This is a genomic window from Streptomyces sp. NPDC096136, from assembly GCF_044763325.1.
Lineage (GTDB): Bacteria > Actinomycetota > Actinomycetes > Streptomycetales > Streptomycetaceae > Streptomyces.
Window position 1 is genome coordinate 72,271 of sequence record NZ_JBIWFZ010000004.1, and the last position, 17,668, is coordinate 89,938.

Annotated in this window: 22 protein-coding genes and 1 pseudogene; 3 read left to right on the forward strand and 20 right to left on the reverse strand. The window is 72.8% G+C overall.

Annotated features, from left to right (window positions below):
* Positions 1–209 precede the first annotated feature (209 nt).
* Both ACIRBY_RS09520 and ACIRBY_RS09525 read left to right on the forward strand, forming a co-directional pair.
* Positions 210–926: a DUF998 domain-containing protein gene (locus tag ACIRBY_RS09520; RefSeq protein ID WP_403898453.1), complete on the forward strand. Its 717-nt coding sequence runs from the start codon at positions 210–212 to the stop codon at positions 924–926.
* Positions 923–1,849 carry an alpha/beta fold hydrolase gene (locus tag ACIRBY_RS09525; protein ID WP_403898456.1) on the forward strand — a complete coding sequence of 309 codons (927 nt, stop codon included), beginning with the start codon at positions 923–925 and terminating at the stop codon, positions 1,847–1,849. Before ACIRBY_RS09520 ends, ACIRBY_RS09525 begins: the two co-directional genes overlap by 4 nt.
* Here ACIRBY_RS09525 and ACIRBY_RS09530 read toward each other — a convergent pair.
* The 3 genes from ACIRBY_RS09530 to ACIRBY_RS09540 all read right to left on the reverse strand — a co-directional run bounded on the left by ACIRBY_RS09530 (position 1,818) and on the right by ACIRBY_RS09540 (position 3,697).
* Entirely contained in the window at positions 1,818–2,564 is a 747-nt protein-coding gene (locus ACIRBY_RS09530) for a DUF305 domain-containing protein (RefSeq protein WP_403898459.1), read from the reverse strand. The genes ACIRBY_RS09525 and ACIRBY_RS09530 overlap by 32 nt on opposite strands.
* Complete coding sequence (locus tag ACIRBY_RS09535) at positions 2,561–3,211, reverse strand: DUF3105 domain-containing protein (RefSeq protein WP_403898462.1); 651 nt, start codon at positions 3,209–3,211, stop codon at positions 2,561–2,563. Before ACIRBY_RS09535 ends, ACIRBY_RS09530 begins: the two co-directional genes overlap by 4 nt.
* Positions 3,212–3,280: 69 nt before the next feature.
* The gene (locus ACIRBY_RS09540) at positions 3,281–3,697 is read right to left on the reverse strand and encodes a hypothetical protein (RefSeq protein WP_403898465.1); all 417 of its coding nucleotides are present in this window, start codon (positions 3,695–3,697) and stop codon (positions 3,281–3,283) included.
* 174 nt (positions 3,698–3,871) lie between these two features.
* On the opposite strand from ACIRBY_RS09540, the gene ACIRBY_RS09545 reads away from it, so the two are divergent.
* Positions 3,872–5,233 (forward strand): glutamine synthetase family protein, encoded by a 1,362-nt coding sequence (locus ACIRBY_RS09545; protein ID WP_007263785.1) that lies wholly within the window; start codon positions 3,872–3,874, stop codon positions 5,231–5,233.
* Between the two features lie 75 nt (positions 5,234–5,308).
* On the opposite strand, the gene ACIRBY_RS09550 is transcribed toward ACIRBY_RS09545, so the two are convergent.
* From ACIRBY_RS09550 to ACIRBY_RS09630, 17 genes and pseudogenes are all read right to left on the reverse strand, one after another.
* The gene (locus ACIRBY_RS09550) at positions 5,309–6,574 is read right to left on the reverse strand and encodes a tyrosine-type recombinase/integrase (RefSeq protein ID WP_403898468.1); all 1,266 of its coding nucleotides are present in this window, start codon (positions 6,572–6,574) and stop codon (positions 5,309–5,311) included.
* Positions 6,575–6,646: 72 nt separating this feature from the next.
* Complete coding sequence (locus ACIRBY_RS09555) at positions 6,647–6,811, reverse strand: helix-turn-helix domain-containing protein (RefSeq protein ID WP_403898471.1); 165 nt, start codon at positions 6,809–6,811, stop codon at positions 6,647–6,649.
* Positions 6,812–7,336: 525 nt separating this feature from the next.
* On the reverse strand, positions 7,337–8,812 hold the full coding sequence (locus ACIRBY_RS09560; protein ID WP_403898474.1) for an ATP-binding protein: 1,476 nt from the start codon (positions 8,810–8,812) through the stop codon (positions 7,337–7,339).
* 2 nt (positions 8,813–8,814) lie between these two features.
* Complete coding sequence (locus ACIRBY_RS09565) at positions 8,815–9,660, reverse strand: bifunctional DNA primase/polymerase (protein ID WP_403898476.1); 846 nt, start codon at positions 9,658–9,660, stop codon at positions 8,815–8,817.
* Complete coding sequence (locus ACIRBY_RS09570) at positions 9,657–10,340, reverse strand: DNA cytosine methyltransferase (protein ID WP_403898479.1); 684 nt, start codon at positions 10,338–10,340, stop codon at positions 9,657–9,659. The genes ACIRBY_RS09565 and ACIRBY_RS09570 overlap by 4 nt, the downstream gene beginning before the upstream one ends.
* A gap of 86 nt (positions 10,341–10,426) precedes the next feature.
* Complete coding sequence (locus ACIRBY_RS09575) at positions 10,427–10,771, reverse strand: hypothetical protein (RefSeq protein WP_403898482.1); 345 nt, start codon at positions 10,769–10,771, stop codon at positions 10,427–10,429.
* Positions 10,771–11,049: a hypothetical protein gene (locus ACIRBY_RS09580; protein WP_403898485.1), complete on the reverse strand. Its 279-nt coding sequence runs from the start codon at positions 11,047–11,049 to the stop codon at positions 10,771–10,773. The genes ACIRBY_RS09575 and ACIRBY_RS09580 overlap by 1 nt, the downstream gene beginning before the upstream one ends.
* 10 nt (positions 11,050–11,059) lie before the next feature.
* Complete coding sequence (locus ACIRBY_RS09585; RefSeq protein ID WP_403898488.1) at positions 11,060–11,524, reverse strand: hypothetical protein; 465 nt, start codon at positions 11,522–11,524, stop codon at positions 11,060–11,062.
* 175 nt (positions 11,525–11,699) lie between these two features.
* Entirely contained in the window at positions 11,700–13,754 is a 2,055-nt protein-coding gene (gene traB, locus ACIRBY_RS09590) for a plasmid transfer protein TraB (protein ID WP_403898490.1), read from the reverse strand.
* Positions 13,755–13,770: 16 nt separating this feature from the next.
* Complete coding sequence (gene traA / locus ACIRBY_RS09595; protein ID WP_403898493.1) at positions 13,771–14,388, reverse strand: plasmid transfer protein TraA; 618 nt, start codon at positions 14,386–14,388, stop codon at positions 13,771–13,773.
* Positions 14,385–14,915 (reverse strand): hypothetical protein, encoded by a 531-nt coding sequence (locus tag ACIRBY_RS09600; protein WP_403898496.1) that lies wholly within the window; start codon positions 14,913–14,915, stop codon positions 14,385–14,387. The genes traA and ACIRBY_RS09600 overlap by 4 nt, the downstream gene beginning before the upstream one ends.
* Before the next feature lie 20 nt (positions 14,916–14,935).
* On the reverse strand, positions 14,936–15,181 hold the full coding sequence (locus tag ACIRBY_RS09605; protein WP_403898498.1) for a hypothetical protein: 246 nt from the start codon (positions 15,179–15,181) through the stop codon (positions 14,936–14,938).
* Between the two features lie 26 nt (positions 15,182–15,207).
* A pseudogene (locus ACIRBY_RS09610) lies at positions 15,208–15,544 on the reverse strand (RRQRL motif-containing zinc-binding protein).
* Complete coding sequence (locus ACIRBY_RS09615; RefSeq protein WP_403898500.1) at positions 15,541–16,389, reverse strand: hypothetical protein; 849 nt, start codon at positions 16,387–16,389, stop codon at positions 15,541–15,543. The pseudogene ACIRBY_RS09610 and the gene ACIRBY_RS09615 overlap by 4 nt, the downstream one beginning before the upstream one ends.
* Positions 16,386–16,664, reverse strand: coding sequence for a DUF6303 family protein (locus ACIRBY_RS09620; RefSeq protein WP_403898503.1), 279 nt, complete (start codon positions 16,662–16,664; stop codon positions 16,386–16,388). Before ACIRBY_RS09620 ends, ACIRBY_RS09615 begins: the two co-directional genes overlap by 4 nt.
* Positions 16,661–17,005, reverse strand: a complete 345-nt coding sequence (locus tag ACIRBY_RS09625) for a DUF6303 family protein (RefSeq protein WP_403898506.1) — start codon at positions 17,003–17,005, stop codon at positions 16,661–16,663. The genes ACIRBY_RS09620 and ACIRBY_RS09625 overlap by 4 nt, the downstream gene beginning before the upstream one ends.
* Positions 17,002–17,271 (reverse strand): DUF6284 family protein, encoded by a 270-nt coding sequence (locus tag ACIRBY_RS09630; RefSeq protein WP_403898509.1) that lies wholly within the window; start codon positions 17,269–17,271, stop codon positions 17,002–17,004. The genes ACIRBY_RS09625 and ACIRBY_RS09630 overlap by 4 nt, the downstream gene beginning before the upstream one ends.
* Positions 17,272–17,668: the final 397 nt, after the last annotated feature.

A 17,668-nucleotide genomic window follows, 5' to 3' on the forward strand; every position in this document is an offset into this window, starting at 1 on the left:
CTCCAACCGGATTCGGCCACCGACCTCCCCGCACCGGCGGAAATCGGCCGATCTGCCGGAATCCCGTCCGCCCGGCGGGGAACGCGCGGGGCCGCCGCCTCGTTCAGCCGGGTGAGGGACCCCGCCGAACGGCCCCCGGTGATCCCCAGCAGCGGCGCCGCGCGCGCCGCCGCGCGCCCACGCCGGATCTGCTGAGGATCATTCACTCCATGGGTACACCAGCCGACCCCGACCAGAACGAGAACGAGAGCGGCAGCGGGGCCGTCGCCGGACTGGTCGGACTCGGCGGGGCCGCCTACACCGCCTGGGTGCTCGAAGTCGTCCTCTCCACCGGCCTCGACCCCATCGAGGCGTACGTCAGCGAACTCGCCGCCCAGGACCAGCCCCTCGGCGGCCTCTTCCGCGCCACCGACTTCACCGCCGGCCTGCTCGTCTTCCTCGGCGGGCTGCTCGCCCTCGTCCGCCTCGTCCGGTACCCGCGGGCCCGCCGCCCCTGGGCCGTCGCCGGCTGGGCCGGAGTCACCCTCTTCGGCGCGGCCACCGCCGCCGACGCCTGGCTGCCGCTCAGCTGCCGGCCGACCGCCGACCCCGAGTGCGCGGCCCGCGAGACGGCCGGCCTGGTCCCGGCCACCCACCAGGCCCATGCCGTCAGCAGCAGCCTCGCCATGACCGGTGCGCTCGTCGGGATAGTCGCCCTCACCGTCGCCGCCCGCCGCTACCGCCGCCTCGCCCCCCTCGCCCGCTACGGCCCCGCCCTCGTCGTACTGGAACTGCTCGCCACCGCCTGGACCCTGACGGCCATCTCCCTGTTCACCGCCGGGCACGGCACCTGGGCCCTCGGCGCCGGGCAGCGGCTCCAGGTGTTCCTCGTGGCGCTCTGGCTGGGCCTGCTGGCGTACTCCGTCCACAAGGAGCACCGCACATGACCCGACCGGACGCCCCCGGCCGCTTCGTCCGGGTGGACGGAACCCCCCTCCACATCCTCGTCGAGGGGGCGGGCGGCGACGGCCCTCCCGTCGTCCTGAGCGCCGGGCTCGCCATGGCCTGGTTCGACTGGGACGAGGTCGCCGCGCTGCTCGTGGCCGCCGGCCGGACCGTCATCCGCTTCGACCGCCCCGGCCACGGCCTCAGCGCCCCCGCCACCGCCCCGCCGACCGCCGCCGGCGAGGCCCGCCGCATCGCCGGCCTGCTGGACGCCCTCGGTGTCGTTGAGCCGGTCACCGTCGTCGGGCACTCCCTCGCCGGCTTCCACGCCGAGGCCTTCGCCCGCCTCCACCCCGCGCGCACCGCCGCCCTGGTCCTGGTCGACTCCAGCGTCGAGGAGGCACCCCGTGCGCTCCTGCCCGCCGCGCTGCGCACCGGCGCCGCCCGCGTTCTCGGCCGGGCCCTCACCGCCGCCGGGCTCCCGGCCGTGCTGGGGCCGGCCGCCCGCAGGGCCGCCGTACGGGCCTCCCGCGCCGGGGGCCGGGCCGGCGATCCGGCCGCGCGGGACCTCGTACGCCGCTGCTACCGCACCGGCCGGGTCTGGCGGGGGATCCTGCTGGAGAACTCCCGCTACCCCGACACCGCCGCCGAGCTGCTCGCCCTGCGGGCCCGCCACCCCCTGCCGGCCCCCGCCACCGTCCTCGTCGCGCACGACGGCGGCGGCGACCGGGCCGCGCTGCGCTGGCTGGCCCGCCAGGCGGCCCTCGCCGACCGGCTCGGCGCCCGCTTCGAGGTGGCCGAGCCGGCGGGGCACCTGGTCATGCTGGACCGCCCGCACCAGGTGGCGCGGGCGGTCCGGTACGCGGCGGCCCCGCTCCCGCCGGGCCGCCGCCTCACTCGCGCGGCGCGGCCCCCCGCTGCCTGAGCATGTCCGCCATCAGCTTCAGCTCCGACTGCTGGGCCTCGACCATGCCCTGGGCGAGCGCCCGCTCCGCCGGGGTCCGGCACTGCTTGGCGCAGCCCTGGGCCATGGCGACGCCGCCCTTGTGGTGGTCGGTCATCAGCTGGAGGTAGAGCACCTCCGCGTCCCGGCCGCTGCTGCTGCCGAGCCGGTCGAGCTCCTCCTTGGTGGCCATGCCGGGCATGAGCGCGCCGGGCTTGGTGGCGTGCCCGCCGTGCCCCGCATGCCCCTCCGACGGCCCCATGGACCCCATCGGCCCCATGGACCCCATCGAGTCCGTCGCCCCCGCGGACTTCGTCGACTCCGCCGACTCCATCCACGACATCGGCGGCTCGTCGGCCACCACCTTCGGCAGCCCCCACAGGTCCAGCCAGCCCAGCAGCATGCCGCGCTGGTTGGCCTGGGTGTTGGCGATGTCGTACGCGAGACCGCGGACCGGCTCGTCCTGGGTGCGGTCGCGGACGATGAAGGACATCTCCACCGCCTGCTGGTGGTGCACGGCCATGTCCCGCGCGAAGCCCGCGTCGGGGGAGTACAGCGCCGGCGTCCGCGCGGCGGACCCGCCCGCGTCGTCCGGGCCGTCCGCCGTGGCGAAGGCGGCCCCCGCCGCGAACAGCGCGGCCAGGACCACCGCGGCGCCCGCGGCCCAGTACGTCCGGTTCGTCGCGCCGCGGGTCACTTCTCGCCCAGCCCGTTGGTGCAGGCCGCGCCCGGTTCGGGGGTCTGCGGTCCCTGCACGTACTTGGTGAAGAACTGCGCCACCCGCGGGTCGTCCGCCTTGTCGACGGTCAGCTGCTTGCCCCAGGCGCTCAGCATGATCGCGCCCGCCTGCTCCTTGTCCGGGCTCATCAGCGTGTAGGGGGTCTTGCCCACCTTCCCGGCGAGCGCGTCGACGTCGGCCTTGGCGGCCTTCTCGTTGTACGTCACCCAGACCGCGCCGTGCTCCAGCGAGTGCACGGCGTTCACCTCGGGGATCGCGTTCTTGTAGACGTCGCCGTTGCAGTTCATCCAGCGGGGGTTGTGGTCGCCGCCGACGGGCGGGTTCATCTCGTACTTGACCGGGGTCTCGACGTGGTTGCGGCCGAGCTTCTTCGCGTCCCAGGTCTGCTCGCCGTTCACCGGCGCCTTGCGGGCCGCCTCCGCGTCCCGGTCCTTCTGCTTCTGGTCCATGATCACCCACGCGCCGAAGCCGATGAGACCGGCGACGACCGCCGCGGAGACGCTGATCGCGATGATCTTGTTGCGCCGGTCGCGCGCCTTCTCGGCGCGGCGCATCTCGGCTATGCGGTTCTGGCGGGAGTTCTGGTCGGACGTCCTGCTGGCCATGTGCCCTGGTTCCTTCTGCTGAGGGGGGTGTCGGGTGGTGCAGTGGTGCCGTGTACCGCGCCGGATCCGTCAGGTCCGCAGTACTTGCAGGGCGTGCAGGTCGGGGGCGCGCGCGAGGGTCCCCGGCGGCCGAGCCGGGCCCGTGGCCGCCGGGAGGGCGCGGGGCGCCGGCCCGGGCCGCGCCGCGGTCACGGCGGGCGGAGGGGCGGGCAGCACGGCCGGGGTCACATGGGAGAGGGGGGAGCAGCCCGGCAGCTCGTACGGGGACACGCAGGCGGCGTGCGCGGCGTGCCCGGCGTACGGCCCGTGCGCGGCGTGCGCCCGTACGGGCCCTTCCGCGGCCCCGGCACCCTGGCCGACCGCCGCGCCCCGCACGCACAGGAACCCCATTCCGGCCGCCACGCCGAGGGCGAGCAGCAGCAGGAGGACGCCGCGACGGGCGGGACGTCCGTGACGCCCGCTCCGCGTGTGCTCCCAGCCCCCCATGGCCGCAGATGGTAATGCTCATGACGGGCATGAGGTCAGAGCGGGGGTGCCATCGGCCTTGGGGGGTGCGTAATGTGGCGGAAACCACCACTAGGGATACTGGACGGGCCCGGCTGTGCCGCCGGTCCCTCGGGTCGGTGGTGCACAGGTCGTCTGAACTGCGAGGATGAAGGCATGGACAAGCAGCAGGAATTCGTCCTCCGGACGCTCGAGGAGCGCGACATCCGCTTCGTGCGCCTGTGGTTCACCGATGTGCTGGGCTTCCTGAAGTCCGTCGCGGTCGCTCCCGCCGAGCTGGAGCAGGCCTTCGACGAGGGCATCGGCTTCGACGGCTCCGCGATCGAGGGCTTCGCCCGCGTCTACGAGTCCGACATGATCGCCAAGCCGGACCCGGGCACGTTCCAGATACTGCCGTGGCGTGCCGAGGCCCCCGGGACCGCCCGGATGTTCTGCGACATCCTGATGCCGGACGGCTCCCCCTCTTTCGCCGACCCGCGCTACGTCCTCAAGCGCATCCTGGCCAAGACCTCCGACCTGGGCTTCACCTTCTACACCCACCCGGAGATCGAGTTCTTCCTGCTGAAGGACAAGCCGCTGGACGGCACCCGCCCGGTCCCGGCGGACAACTCCGGCTACTTCGACCACACTCCGCAGAACGTCGGCATGGACTTCCGCCGCCAGGCGATCACGATGCTCGAATCCATGGGCATCTCGGTCGAGTTCAGCCACCACGAGGGCGCCCCGGGCCAGCAGGAGATCGACCTGCGCTACGCCGACGCCCTCTCGACGGCCGACAACATCATGACCTTCCGCCTGGTCATGAAGCAGGTCGCGCTGGAACAGGGCGTCCAGGCCACCTTCATGCCGAAGCCCTTCTCCGAGTACCCGGGCTCCGGCATGCACACCCACCTCTCCCTCTTCGAGGGCGACCGCAACGCCTTCTACGAGTCGGGCGCCGAGTACCAGCTCTCGAAGGTCGGCCGCTCCTTCATCGCGGGCCTCCTGCGGCACGCCGCGGAGACGGCGGCGGTCACCAACCAGTGGGTCAACTCCTACAAGCGCATCTGGGGCGGCTCCTCCCGCACGGCCGGCTCCGGCGGCGAGGCCCCCTCGTACATCTGCTGGGGCCACAACAACCGCTCGGCCCTGATCCGCGTCCCGATGTACAAGCCGGGCAAGACCGGTTCCTCCCGGGTCGAGGTCCGCTCGATCGACTCGGGCGCCAACCCCTACCTCACGTACGCCGTCCTCCTCGCGGCGGGCCTCAAGGGCATCGAGGAGGGCTACGAACTCCCGGCGGGCGCCGACGACGACGTCTGGGCCCTCTCCGACGCCGAACGCCGCGCGATGGGCATCGAACCCCTCCCGCAGAACCTGGGCGAGGCCATCTCCCTGATGGAACGCAGCGAACTGGTCGCCGAGACCCTCGGCGAGCACGTCTTCGACTTCTTCCTGCGCAACAAGAAGCAGGAGTGGGAGGAGTACCGCTCGGAGGTCACCGCCTTCGAACTCCGCAAGAACCTCCCGGTGCTGTAACCACAGGTCAGAGGCAGTACCCCAGTCAGACGGCACTCCGGGCCAGCGGCAGACAGCCGCCGGCCCGGACCCGTCTTACCCCTCCTGGGCCGCCTGTGGGCCGTCGGCCGTCGGATCGGCGGCCCTGTAGACCTCGTCCACGGCCCTCAGCGTGCGCTCGTGGCTGCTCGGCATCAGGTGCGTGTAGACCCGGAGCGTGAACCCGGGGTCGCCGTGTCCGAGGTAGGTGCTGAGCGCCTTGATGTTCTCCCCGGAGTCCAGCAGCACGGACGCGTAGAAGTGCCGCAGCGCGTGCATCCCGTGCTCGCGCGCTGCCTGGTGGCGCTCGCCCGGCCGCGGCTCAGGGATGACGCCGGCCTGTACGAGGGCGAACTTCCACACCCGGGTGTTGAAGTCGGTGCGCCGTACCGCGCCCCCGCCCGGCAGGGAGAACACCAGCCGCTTGGTGACGAGCGGCCCGTCCGGCTTCAGCCAGGGAAGCGTCACGTCCACCGGCGGGAACTCCTGGCGGTGTTCCCGCAGCACCTGACCGATGCGACGGGGGAGCGGCACGTCCCGCTCCTTCTCCCGCTTCGGCGGACCGAAGACGAGGTGCCCGTTCGCCACCTTCACCTGATTGGCCACCCGGAGCCATTCACCGCGGAAGTCGTCAGGGTCGTCAGACAGACCGAAGATCTCGCCCTGCCGGAGCCCCAGACCGCCGCCGGCATCGGCCATCGCCCGGTACCGCTTCGGCAGTGCGGCCCGGATGGCGAAGAGCCGCTCGGGCGTCCACGGCCTGACCCGCGGAGGGACTGGGGCGGGCGCCCGGACCGTGCGGGCCTTGCAGGGGTTCTTCGCCAGTAGCTCGTCATCGACGGCGGCGGCGAGCACGGCGGAGACGCTCGCGAAGATGACGCGCCGGTACGAGGAGACCGGCAGGACCTGCTCCAACTCGCTGAGCCAGTCGCGAATGTGCTCCGGCCGGAACGAGTCGAGCGGCCGCGGCCCGAGGTACGGGAACGCGTGTTTGCGGATCTGCACCTCGACGGAGGACCGCGTGGTCACGTCCGTCGTCAGCGACGCGAGCCACTTCTCTCCGTACTCCCGGAACGTGATCCGTCCGGCGGCCGGGTCGATGTACTGCCCCCGGGACATGTCCGCCTCGATGTGCGCCAGCCACTTCTCGGCGAGGCGCTTCTGCCGGTCGGGGAAGCTCTTCGACTTCTCCGTGCCGTCCGGTCCGATGTAGCGGGCGCGGTAGCGCATGCCGCTGCCGTAGCGGTCGGTCTTGACCCGGTGGGCCTTGCCGGCGGGGCCGTTCTCGGTCTTGTACCAGCGGTCTTGGATGTGCCCTGCCACTGAGGAGCCTTCCTGAGGAATGGGGAGAGGGCGGGCCCGGAGCGGGCCCGCCCTCGTGGTGGTGGGGTGTGATCAGGCGGCGGCGCTGATGTCGTCTGCCATCTGCTGGGCGGCCCAGTCGAGGACCGCTTGGGGGTGGTAGCGGGTGTGCTTGCCGACGCGGAAGCCGGGCGGGCCCGTGCGCTTCTTGCGCCACTGGTAGACGGTTTCGACGGGGACCTTGAAGAGGGTGGCCACGTCGTCCGGGCTGAGGAACTGGGCAGGGAGTGTGTTCAGGGTGATCCCTCGATTCGACTGGGGTCCTCAGGGCCGAATTGCGAGTCCTTTCGGGGCTGCACCTGTCCGAGCCTGGGATTTCTGCGTCACCGCGTCATTCGCGTCACTCGACCCTCTGACCTGCGCTTTTCGGTGACGTGGGGTGCGGGCGTGCGTCACCGTCCTGCGTCACCGCGTCATCGGGTGACGTAGGACGGTGACGCAGGTGACGCGGGATGACGCAGCCGTGGGCCGTCTGCGTCACCCACGTATGCGCAGGTCACGTGCGGTATGCGGGGTGGTGGTGACGCGGGTGACGCAGCGTCTCTTCTCTTAGGAAAAAAGAGGGGGGTGTGTCTGTTGTTGTGCGCGGCTTAGAGCGCGAATGCGGAGCCGCTGCGCGGCACGTTCCTTGGGCCGGCGTTCCGCCGGAACTGCAAGAGGAGCACGCCCCGCCGGGGGCGGGTGCTCCTCTTGCTTGTGCCGGTCCCGCCGTGGCGCGGCCGGTCAGAACATCGGGTCCGGCTGTTCCGGCGGCGGGGCGCCGGGGCGGGTCAGTTCGATGTAGCGGGCGGTCTTGGTGCGGCCCCAGTCGATGAGGACGCCGCGGGCGGCGAGGGTGGGCTGGAGTCGCTTGAGGCGGTCGGAGAGGACCTTGCCGGTGGTGGGCCAGCCCTTGGGCAGGGGGCGGAAGTCCTCGCCGGTGTAGAGCTGGGTGAGGGTGTGCAGCCACTCGGCGGAGGTCATGCGGATCTCGGCGCCGGGGTCGATGCCGGCGGCGTGCTTGAGGACGGTCTGGGCGAGGAGGTCTCCTTCGATGACGTCGTCGTTGAGGTCGTCGAGGCTGGCCCGGTAGGCGTTCAGCGCTCCGAAGCCGGTGGTCGCGTCGAGCTGTGCGCAGAGGTGGGCGAAGTCGGCCATGCGCAGGTCGGTGGGGATGTCGGCTTCGGTGGCCCGCACCTTGACGGCGAGGTCGAGGAGGGAGCCGAGGATGACGGGCAGTGCCTGCGCGTAGTCCGCCCACAGCTCTGCCTCGGTCCGCCGCACCTTGGGCCGCTCCAGCCGTAGGGGCAGGAGGCGTTCGGCGAGGTCGGGTCGGATGACGCCCACGTCGATGCCGGTCAGCAGGAGGGGGCGGCGGTAGCGGGAGCGGTAGACGTCTCCGTCGCTGAACAGGGCTCGCTTGATGCTCTCGGCGCCGGTGACGATGCAGCACATCAGGTCGGAGAGGTCCGGGGGCAGGTGGGAGAGGTTGTCCAGGGCGGTGACCCATCCGGCGGCCACGGCCGTGATCAGGTTCTCCTCATCCTTCGGGGCCCGGCGCAGGTCACCGGTCATGCCCTCGATGATCCGCACCAGCATCCGGCCGCCGGTGGACTTGCCGGCGCCCTGGGGGCCGGTGAGGAACGGGGCGGGGACGGGCACGGACGGCTCCAGGCAGCCGATCAGCCACGCGACGGCCAGGCATTCGCTCTCGGCGTTGGCGAAGTTGCACAGCCTGAGCAGCCGGTCGATGCCCTTGCCCTCGGTGTCCTTCTCGGGGAGGGGGAGTTCCCCGGTGAGCTGGGTACGCCGCCAGCACACCTCTCGCGGGTCCGGGGTGAGGATCTCCCAGCCGTTGGGGTGGATGCGGACCGATCGGCCGTCGTCGCGGCCCAGGTCGAGCCAGGTCGCACCGTCGAACCCCGGAGCCACTCGGATGTGGGTGGCCTGGACGTCCTCGCTGAGCGCGAGTGCCTCGATCAAGTCCAACGCCTCCCTGAGGGCGGAGCCGTTGAAGGAGGCGTGCCCGTCGTTGTAGAGGCCGACCATGAGTTCCTGGCGGTGGCTGCCGGTCGTGCCCTGGGAGCGGATGGGCCGGGCGACGGGGTGACCGTTGCGCTGCGCGTAGACGGTGCCTTCGGTGGTGCGGAAGTACCGGAAGTGGGCCTGGGCGTAACCGGTGATGATCTGACGGGCCGGGGTCTTGTCCTCGTCGGTCACGGTCACATCCCCAGCGCGGTGCGGGCGTTCGTCCAGGCCGTGGTGCAGTGCCGCAGCGACTCGCCCTTGGCCTGCGCGGCGGTGAAGAGCCGCTCGACGTGTGCCTCGGTCAGGCAGCCGCACCGGCCGTGCGTGGAGAGGACCGCGAGGAACGTCCGGTAGACCGTGTGGTGGATCGCGCTGGTGGCGGTGGTGATGCGCTGTTCGGCCATGGTGATGCCGCGTTCCAGGTAGGCGGGCGAGCGGTGACGGCACTCCCCACCCCCAGCCAATGCGGGCACGGCGGCGGACAGCACGGGCCGGGCCGGAGCGGAGTTCTTGACGGCCAGCGCGCGGATGGTGTCCGGCAGGGGCGCCATGGGGCTGATGCCGAGGCCGCGCCACCGGGCGTAGGACATCGTGGACTTCAGGTCGACGCCCTCGCGGACGCCGTTCACGGACCGCATGGCGCCCTGGTAGATCCAGTGCTCGCCCCGCGTGGTGGCCACGGTCATGGTTGCAGGGAGGGCCTGGCGGGCCCACGCGACCGCGTCCGGGGTGTCGAGGTCAACGACGGTGAGCCCGGCGCCGCCGGGGTGGTAGGCGACAGCTTCGGCGTGCCGCCAGGCCCGGGCCCAGGCCGGGGAGGTGAGGACGGCCGGATCGGTCGTGGCGGCGGCCCAGCCGTGGCAGGGGGCAGGGCACTGGCAAGGGCCGGCGGCCTTCATGTGGGGCCGGTCCCCGCAGAAGGAGCCCGCGCATGCCGGGCAGTTGCCGACGGGAATCTTGCCCCGGCGCAGGGGCATGACGGGGAGGCCCGACGTGGCGAGCTGGAGCGCGGTACGCAGGTGCCCGGTGGCGGTGCTCATGCGGCGACCGCCCCGGCGGTCAGGTGGGCGAGGGCCTGGCGGCCGATGTGCTCGGCGTAGGCCGGGGGGATGCACTCGCGGATCCCGTCCCGGTCCATCCACGGCACGCCCATGTCGGCCCGGACGTACGGAACGCCCGAGAAGTTGCCCACGGCGTGGTACCAGTCGCCCTCCCGCAGCGGGCGGCCCATCTTGGTCAGCGGCGCGGTGTGCGGCTGGTGGGCGGGAGGGGTGAGGGTGAAGCCGCCGCCGGTCTCGAAGAGGCGGTGGCGGTAGGTGCGCATCCCGAACACGGCCGCGCACATCACCACCGGGTTCCGCAGCTCCGGGGCGGCCTCGACCACGTTCTCGATGACCCACGGCCGGCCGGTGGCCTCCAGCGCCTCGCGGACCGGGCCGATCAGGTCCGGGTGCTGGCGGCCCCGGATCTTCTGCGCCCGGGAGTAGCGCTGGCAGGGCGGCGAGGCGTGGATGAAGTCGAATCCGGCGCCGAACTTGGCGATGAAGTCGATGGCGTCGTCCTGGTGGAAGCCGAGGGGGTAGCGGGTCTGGGCGTCCTTGTCGACGCCGGTCACGTCGAATCCGGCGCGGTGGTAGCCCATGCCGGCGCCGCCCTGGCAGCAGAACGCGTCCAGGAGCCGCAGCGTGCGGCCTCGCCGGATGGGGGTGGTGTGGGTCATGCTGGATGCCTCCAGTCGTTGTTGGCGTGCTGGATGAGGGCGGCCCCGGACTTCGCCGAGACGGGGGCCGCCCTCTTTCGTGCTGTTCAGGCGGCGAACAGGCCGTCCTGGTCCCCGGCCCGAGGAGCGGCGGGGCGCTGAGGGGAGCGGCGGGCGACGGCGGCCGGGCGCCGCAAGGTCTCGACGGTGGGGCCGTCGTTGTGGAAGCGCCAGGTGCCGACGTCGTGCTGCTCTCGGCCCGGGGCGGGCGGGGTGTAGCGGCGGGGCTCGTCCGGGTGGGCGGTGTTCCACTCTTCCGCGCACACCTTGTGGACCGCTTCGTCGGCGTGGGAGCGCATCGGGGTGGGCTTGCCGCACAGGCAGCACGGTCGGGTGGTCCGGGCGTCGAAGTGGCTGCTGTCGCCCCAGTCCAGGAGCGGGACCGCGTCCATCAGAACGGGGGCTCGTCGCTGTAGCCGCCCCACGGGTCGGGGCTGCTGCGGGGGCGCCGGGGCAGGCGCGGGAGCGGGAGGAGGGTCCAGCGGCGGTTCTCGTCCCAGCAGGTGCAGGGCTCCCATTCGGTGCCGGCGTACTCGCCGGTGTCGTAATCGCCGTAGTCGTGGTTGTGGCCGCCCTCGCCCCGGCAGTCCGGGCAGGCCGGGCGGGGGGTGTCCATCAGGATCAGAGCCGGGCGGGGCCAGCTGGCGCGGTGGATGCGGAGTCGGAGCATGGGCTTCTCCTCAGCGGTGGTGGATGGTGCCGGTGGCCTTGCCGAACCAGCCGGTGGCGGTGATGTGCTGGGTGATGTGGGTGGTCGGCCGGGCCGCAGCGCGCCGGGGGCGGGCGAGGGTGACGGCGGCGCCGGTGGCGACGAGGGCGACGACGGCCCACAGGGCGTGGCTGAGGGCGGCCAGTCCCGGGGCCGCGTAGGAGATTCCGATTCCGGCGGCGGCGATGCCCCCGCCGATGGCCGGAGTCAGCAGCGCGGTGGTCTTCGCCCACCTCGGGATCCCCTGGGCCGGGAGCGGCTCGGGCAGGGGCGCGTAGGCGAGGGTGCGGGTCCCGTCGGGGAGGGTGACGAGCTGGATCCCGGGCGGTATCTCGGCGGGCAGGGCCCGGGGTCCGGGGATGGCGGGCGGGTGGATGAGCGCGTCCCCGTAGTGGAGCGGGACCGGGGTGTGGGCGGGCTGGGTGGGGTGATGCATGACTGCCTCCGGGGAAGAGGGGCGGGCCCGCGCGGTGGTGGCGCGGGCCCGTGGGTGAGGTGTCAGGCGCGGGTGTCAGGCAGTGTCAGGGCCCGGTGTCACGGGTTTCTGACAGCGGGTCTGCCTAAGGGTTTGGGTGTCACGGGGCCCTGACGGTGTCAGGGGGTGTCAGGTGTCAGGCCGCGACCGGGACCGGCACGATCCGCCACCGGCCGGCGGCCGTGGTCGGGGCGAGACGGCCGGCGGCGGCCGCTTCCTTGAGGCGGGCGGAGACCCACGGGCGGGAGAGGTTGTGGCGGTCGCACCAGTCGGTGAAGTCCTTCGGACCGACGACCATCTGTCCGGCGTGCTCGAACTCGGCGAGGGCGTGCGCGAGGAGTTCGCGGGCCTCCTCCGGGGACGGCTTGTAGCCGGGCGACTCCCACAGCGGGGTGTCGTCCCCGGGGTCGCCAGCGGGGAGTTCGGCCTCGGGGTCGATGCCGTCGTCCTCGGGGTCCACGAGGGGCCCGGTGTATTCCGCTTCCTGCATCTCGTCCTCCTCGTCGTGCCCACCCGGCACCTGCCGGAGCGGGGCCGGGGTGGTGGTCTGGCCGGGGGCGGGGCGGCCGGTGTAGGCGTTCCCGGCGACCGAACGCGCGGCGCCCGCGGTAATGGGGTCGGCGGCCGCGCCGTGGTGCTGGGCCCACTCGGCCAGCGCGGCCATCTCGTCGGTGACGGTGTGGGGGACGGCGAAGGTGCGGGCCGGGGAGGGGTAGCGGTCCTCGGGGATGCCCGGGGAGACGACGTAGCAGTAGCCGGGCTTGCGGTTGCCCCACGCGCCCGGGTGGGCGCCTGCGTCCAGCACCGAATCCGGCAGGGAGAACCCCTCGTCGCGGGGGTCGCAGCCCAGCGCGACCACCGACGGGAGCGAGGCTCGGGTGGAGGTGGACATCTGGTCGTAGGAGGGCCGCTGGAGGGAGACGATCAGGGAGACGCCGGCCGAGCGGGCTTCCTGGGCGATGCCGGTGAACGCGTCGTCGCCCATCGCGCGGAGGGTGTTCGCGGCCTCCTCCGCCCACGCCACGACGAACGGCATCCCGGGGCAGCCGCAGGGGCGGCCGTCGGGGCGGCAGGTGTGCTCCCGGCTGCTCTGCCGTCCTGCCGCTTCGGGGATCCACTGGCGGTAGCCGTGCTCGCCGAGCCAGCGAGTACGGGCGGGGATGACCGCGCGGATCGCTTCGACCATGACCTCGGTGGAGGTGCCGCCCTCGGCGGACCAGTCCAGGCCGGGCAGGAGCGGGCGGAAGTCCTGGAACATCTTCGGGTCCGACAGCCACAGCAACACGTCGCGGCGGGAGAGGATCTCCAGCATGACGTTCAGGGCGGTCTCACCCTTGCCGGAGCCGGTCCCGCCCGCGATCAGCAGGTGCGTGCTGTTGCGCTTGATCTCCGGGTCTCCGGGCAGCCACAGCATCAGCGGGGCGCCGTCGTCGTAGCGGCCGATGACCAGCGGATCGGCGATCGACCCGCCCAGATTGGAAGGGCCCTGCCAGTCCATGGGCTGGGCCAGCATGTCCTCCGGGACGATGACCAGCTCACCCCGCCGGGCCGAGTCGGGCGAGGGCATGTAGCGGACGGCGGAGGTGGGCAGGTCCAGGGCCGAGGCCAGGCGGGCCAGGCTCTTGGAGACGTCCTCGTTGGTCTGCTCGCCCGGCTCCAACGCCACCTTCGCCGTGACCCGGTTCGGCTCCACCGTCGTCCGGCCGATCTGCGCCTTGGCCAGGCCGATCTTCTCCAGCAGGCCGCTGTCCGAACCGGCCGCGGCCCCGTCGGTGTTGCGGCGCAGCACCGAGCGGATGTTCCACGACAGGGCCAACGCCGGCGCCCCCATCAGGTAGAGGTCGCCGAGCGGCCCGGCGGTGGGCCCGGCGAGGGCGGCGGCGGTAACCCACGCGGAGCCGCCGGCAACCGTGATGGCCGAGTGCAGCCTGCGCTGAGCCGACGTGGACTTGCCCGCCCACCAGGTCACCCCGGACAGGGCGATCGAGGCGAGCGTCAGCCCGACCCCCGCCGCCGCGCTGTTGGCCCAGGCGAGATTCCCGAGGACGCCGGCCGCGCCGACGCCGCCGGCGCACAGCCACGGCGGGATGTGGGGCTTGGCCCGGTGCAGGAGGTAGCCGCCGACACCGGCCGCGTCCGATCCGCCCTGGAGCTGGACCTCGTACTGCTGCTCAACGTGGTTCTCGACCATCACGATCCCTCCCCTGTTACTGCTGGGCCCAGTCCATGCGCGGGGCCTGCGGACGCCGGGCCCGGTGGCGGACGCGGCCGATCTCTTCCTCGTACTCGCGCTGGAACATCGCGTACGTGCTGGCGGCGTTCTTCGCCGCGTCCCGCAGCGCGTCCGCGCTGCGGGCGAGCTTGCGGGACACGCGGGCGGCCCGCATCCGGGAGGCGCCGATACGGCCCTCCGGGTCCGGGACCGTCGCCAGGATCCCCTTGAGGATCTCGGCGCCCATCGCGACCTCGATGGACAGCGACACCGCCGCCGCCCGCAGGCTGTTGCAGTAGTCCCTGATCTGTGCCGGCGAGGTGAACTCCGGCGGCGGGAGCAGCGACTCGACCGACCGGCCGCCGTTCCCGCCGCCCCGGCCCTGCCCGCCTCCGGTGGTGTTGTGGGAGCCGGTCGTGACGTTGAACGTGATTCCCGGCGCGAAGCTCTTGTTGTTGACCTTCGACTTGGCCTGCGCCCCGCTCGCCCCGTTCTTCGGCGCGCTGCGGGGCTGCTGCTGGCGGCGCGGGGGCGGGGGCCCGAAGGTGCCGCCGGTCCAGCCGGGAGGCATCCCGGCGGTCGGGCGGTAGCCGGGCTGAGGGGGAGTGGTCATCGGCTGCTCTCCTCACCAGAGACGGTGGACGAGGCGGAGTTGGAAGGGCGGAGCAGGAGCCAGAGCGCCTGCACCAGCCCGGTCAGCAGCAGCCAGGCCAGCGCCAGGGCCGGGCGGGCGGGACCGACGAGGACGGCGGCGAGGAGCCATCCGATCAGGGCGGTGCCCAGGGCGGCGAGCGCGGCCCGCCACAGCTGCGTGCTGCGGAACGTGGTCCGGCGCCGCAGACGGGCCCACGCCCACACGCCGGCCGGGGCCAGCAGGAGCGGGGACAGCCACGACGCGGCGGCCGGGGCGATCAGGTGCGCGATCCCAGCGGCCAGCCACGCGGCGACGGCGAGGCCGGTGGGGGCCCAGTGGCGGCGGTGGCGCCAGACCCACCGGCCGGCCGCCCGGCCCGCACGGGCCGACAGCGACGGCGGGGGCTGCTCGACGACGACGATCAGCGGCTGACGACCCCGGCCGGTACCGCGCTGGCGGGGGATTGTGATGACGCCCGGAGCGTGCCGGGTCTTGGTGAAGAACACCGAACCTCCAAAGACACTGGTCAGAGCTGGTTGGGCTCCAGGCTGAAGAAGACGCAGTTGGCGGAGGCCATCTGCGGCTGCTGGGCCACGATGTGGTCCCGGAGCACGATGAACACGTCGTAGCGGGTGGCGCCGGCGGGCGGCGTCCACGTCCCGTACTGCGTGCTCATCCCCCGGCCGGGCATCTCCAGGGTCAGCACCCACATGTGGGAGCCCTGGGCGGCGGTCGGGATGTGGGACGTGGCGGTAGAGGTCGTGGAGGTCACTGGAACTCCTTGAAGAGGTGGGGTGTTCAGGCGGCGAGGCGCGGGGCGTCCGCGCAGGGGACGCACATGCCGAGCGAGGCCGGGATCACGTACCCGGCATCCCGCCCACAGGCCGGGCAAAGACGCCGGGCGGCGTTGGCTTTGGCCAGGGCCGCCCGCCGGGCCGGAGTCATGGGCCGGACGGGCTTGGCGAGGTCGAGCCGGTAGAGGTAGGCGACCAGCGGCCCCCGCCGGCGGCGGGGGCCGTTCCAGTTGGGCGACGACTTCCTGGCCGCCGGGCCGGAGCCCGGCGGCGCGGAGCTGTCGGCGGGTGGCCAGGCCATCGGGGGCCAGGCGCCACCGGTAGACGGGCAGGGTGGTCATCCACCCACCCCGGCGGGCAGGGCCTCGCGGGTCTCGGCGAGGCGCTGGTAGATCTTGTGGACGTAGGAGGTGGAACGGGTGGAAAGCCGGGCCGCCTCAGGGAGGGATTTGCCCTGCGTCCAGCAAGCGCGGATCACGTTCGCGGCCTCCTCCGCCGACAGGCGCACCGGCTCCAGCTCCGCCCGGGGGACGGGGGTGGACAGGCGGGGGACGTGCGGGTGGAACACCTGCCGGTCACCGCAGATGACCAGCGGCTTCCGTTGCTGCGGCCCGAGTGCGGGCTCCGCCGGGGCCTCCATCACCGCCGGGGTGAACGCGGGGGTGGAAGGGGAGGGGACGGGGGCGGTGTCCACCTCGTCCACCGCGCCGTCCACTAGGGCCCGAAGGGCGGCGGTCTTGGCGAGGATCTGGTGCCGGTAGTGGTTGATCGCTTCGGCGAGGACGATCAGGAGGACCGGGGGGACGGAGTGGAGGACGAGCCCGGCCGGGTCCACCTCGCGGGGGATCCCGAAGGTGGAACCCGCCGGCCAGAGCGACGTCCAGCAGTTCATCACCCAAGTGCCCAGGCCGGTGAACCAGCGCAGGGCGGTGGCCCACCCGGACGGGTAGAGGCCGTACTCGGAGAGGCGCCCGTCGAAGATGAGGACGGTGCCAAGCGCGACGGCGACCATGGGGTCGAGGAGCCAGGCGATCCACGGGGAGACGTGGTGGTCGATGGCGAAGAGCGTCACGTTCGAGGCGGTGAAGACCAGCGCCACGAACGCGACGGCCACCAGGACCTTCGTCAGCTTCGACAGCATGGCCTCGAGGGCCGCGATCTGCTCCAACGGCGGCCGCGCCGTCACCGCTCCGGCCCCTGGGCAATGGGGCGGACGTCGAACGCGGCGAGGAGGGCGACGTCGCCGGTGTCGCCGTTGTCCATCTCGATCCACTCCCACATGGCCCCGTCGGCCGCCCCGAATCCGAGGTCGGCCAGAGCGGCGGTCCGCTCGGCGAGCGTCGGGATCGGCTGCGTGCGGCGGAAGTCGCACGCCGGCCAGTTGTGGGCGGGGCCGTCGGTGACGATGTAGATCTCCCACTCCCCAAAGCAGGAGTTGGCCAGGCGGGCGCTGTACGTCATGCCGCACCGCCGTCCAACAGCCGGACCTTGACCGCGCCCAGGAGCAGGACCCGCACCGGGTGCGGGTGGTACTCCGGGCTGGCGATCTCCATCCACTCCCACCCGGCACCCTCGACGTCCTCGATGTCCTCGGCCGGCGCGAACCCGAGGTCCGCCAGCGCCGCGGCCCGCTCGGCGAGCGTCGGGATCTCCGCCGACGGCGGCCACGTGTAGGTGGGCCACTCGCAGACCAGACCCGTCCTGGCCACGTACAGCTGCCAGCACGGGCCGGCCGTCACGTCCGGGGTGGTGGTGCCGCAGCAGCGCAGCGACAGCTGCGCGCGGAAGATCTGCTTGTTCATGCCGCGTCCCCCGAAACCGTCAGGTCGGCGGCGCGGTTGGCGAGGTCCCGGCGGGCGTCCAGTACGCGGTTGCGGGCCCGGCGGATCCTGCGGGCGTCGAAGTCGTTCGGCGTCCGGTCGAGCTGGGCGATCAGCGCGTCCAGCAGCTCGACCTCGGCCAGGACCAGCGGCATCTCGGTCTCGATCGCGTCCAGCTCCGCGTCCGACGGCTCCAGGCCGTCGGACCACGAGGTGACGAGCTTCTGAAGTGCGGCGATGTGCTTCATGAGTCGTGTTCTCCCTAGCAGGTGGACGGCTCACAGCGGCCCCGGTGTTCGAGCACCGGGGCCGCACGCCGTTGGGGGCGGAAGATCAGGCCGGACGCGGGTAGTGCATCGCGCTCGGCTGGGTGTGGAACGGCTGGTCCGCGCAGTCGGCGGCCCAGCTCTGATCCGGCGTCCTCCAGCGCGTTGTCACGCTTGATTGCGGCGGCGAGCTTCTTGTCCATCTCGAACCCCTTCCGGGGCAGGACTCTCCGGCTCCCCACCACCCCGCCCGTACACCGCCTGAGCGGCGGACGGGCGAGGGAGGCAGTCGGCCGCAGCCGGGTAGGGCTGCGGGGGTAGGCCGCCGACCGGGGATCCCGGTGTGATTGATGGCGGCGGGTGACGCGGAGGGCTATCC

What these genes read in the sequence shown, in the direction of transcription:
- ACIRBY_RS09565 (WP_403898476.1), bottom strand. Translation starts at nt 9,660, where the DNA reads ATGAGCACCGCCACCGGGCACCTGCGTACCGCGCTCCAGCTCGCCACG.
- traB (WP_403898490.1), bottom strand. Translation starts at nt 13,754, where the DNA reads ATGGTCGAGAACCACGTTGAGCAGCAGTACGAGGTCCAGCTCCAGGGC.
- ACIRBY_RS09575 (WP_403898482.1), bottom strand. Translation starts at nt 10,771, where the DNA reads ATGGACGCGGTCCCGCTCCTGGACTGGGGCGACAGCAGCCACTTCGAC.
- ACIRBY_RS09540 (WP_403898465.1), bottom strand. Translation starts at nt 3,697, where the DNA reads ATGGGGGGCTGGGAGCACACGCGGAGCGGGCGTCACGGACGTCCCGCC.
- ACIRBY_RS09545 (WP_007263785.1), top strand. Translation starts at nt 3,872, where the DNA reads ATGGACAAGCAGCAGGAATTCGTCCTCCGGACGCTCGAGGAGCGCGAC.
- ACIRBY_RS09535 (WP_403898462.1), bottom strand. Translation starts at nt 3,211, where the DNA reads ATGGCCAGCAGGACGTCCGACCAGAACTCCCGCCAGAACCGCATAGCC.
- ACIRBY_RS09570 (WP_403898479.1), bottom strand. Translation starts at nt 10,340, where the DNA reads ATGACCCACACCACCCCCATCCGGCGAGGCCGCACGCTGCGGCTCCTG.
- ACIRBY_RS09620 (WP_403898503.1), bottom strand. Translation starts at nt 16,664, where the DNA reads ATGACGTACAGCGCCCGCCTGGCCAACTCCTGCTTTGGGGAGTGGGAG.
- ACIRBY_RS09585 (WP_403898488.1), bottom strand. Translation starts at nt 11,524, where the DNA reads ATGCATCACCCCACCCAGCCCGCCCACACCCCGGTCCCGCTCCACTAC.
- ACIRBY_RS09630 (WP_403898509.1), bottom strand. Translation starts at nt 17,271, where the DNA reads ATGAAGCACATCGCCGCACTTCAGAAGCTCGTCACCTCGTGGTCCGAC.
- traA (WP_403898493.1), bottom strand. Translation starts at nt 14,388, where the DNA reads ATGACCACTCCCCCTCAGCCCGGCTACCGCCCGACCGCCGGGATGCCT.
- ACIRBY_RS09625 (WP_403898506.1), bottom strand. Translation starts at nt 17,005, where the DNA reads ATGAACAAGCAGATCTTCCGCGCGCAGCTGTCGCTGCGCTGCTGCGGC.
- ACIRBY_RS09525 (WP_403898456.1), top strand. Translation starts at nt 923, where the DNA reads ATGACCCGACCGGACGCCCCCGGCCGCTTCGTCCGGGTGGACGGAACC.
- ACIRBY_RS09520 (WP_403898453.1), top strand. Translation starts at nt 210, where the DNA reads ATGGGTACACCAGCCGACCCCGACCAGAACGAGAACGAGAGCGGCAGC.
- ACIRBY_RS09580 (WP_403898485.1), bottom strand. Translation starts at nt 11,049, where the DNA reads ATGCTCCGACTCCGCATCCACCGCGCCAGCTGGCCCCGCCCGGCTCTG.